Consider the following 858-nt stretch of genomic DNA (forward strand, 5'->3'; position numbering starts at 1 on the left):
AATCTGGATCAAGCTGAAAATTGAAACGACACACAGTTAATGTGTGTTCGAGTCTCTCAAATTTTCGCAATCAGAAGTGAAACATCTTCGGGTTGTGAGGTTAAGCGACTAAGCGTACACGGTGGATGCCCTGGCAGTCAGAGGCGATGAAGGACGTGCTAATCTGCGATAAGCGTCGGTAAGGTGATATGAACCGTTATAACCGGCGATTTCCGAATGGGGAAACCCAGTGTGTTTCGACACACTATCATTAACTGAATCCATAGGTTAATGAGGCGAACCGGGGGAACTGAAACATCTAAGTACCCCGAGGAAAAGAAATCAACCGAGATTCCCCCAGTAGCGGCGAGCGAACGGGGAGCAGCCCAGAGCCTGAATCAGTGTGTGTGTTAGTGGAAGCGTCTGGAAAGGCGCGCGATACAGGGTGACAGCCCCGTACACAAAAATGCACATGCTGTGAGCTCGATGAGTAGGGCGGGACACGTGGTATCCTGTCTGAATATGGGGGGACCATCCTCCAAGGCTAAATACTCCTGACTGACCGATAGTGAACCAGTACCGTGAGGGAAAGGCGAAAAGAACCCCGGCGAGGGGAGTGAAAAAGAACCTGAAACCGTGTACGTACAAGCAGTGGGAGCACGCTTAGGCGTGTGACTGCGTACCTTTTGTATAATGGGTCAGCGACTTATATTCTGTAGCAAGGTTAACCGAATAGGGGAGCCGAAGGGAAACCGAGTCTTAACTGGGCGTTAAGTTGCAGGGTATAGACCCGAAACCCGGTGATCTAGCCATGGGCAGGTTGAAGGTTGGGTAACACTAACTGGAGGACCGAACCGACTAATCTTGAAAAATTAGCGG

General features: G+C 50.3%; 1 rRNA gene. It reads left to right on the forward strand.

Going from position 1 to position 858, the window contains the following annotated elements:
* Positions 1 to 98: 98 nt before the first annotated feature.
* Positions 99 to 858: ribosomal RNA gene (locus DRV96_RS17780) — 23S ribosomal RNA — on the forward strand; the annotation flags it as partial.

Source organism: Azohydromonas sediminis (assembly GCF_003574675.1).
GTDB classification, from domain to species: Bacteria; Pseudomonadota; Gammaproteobacteria; order Burkholderiales; family Burkholderiaceae_C; genus Calidifontimicrobium; species Calidifontimicrobium sediminis.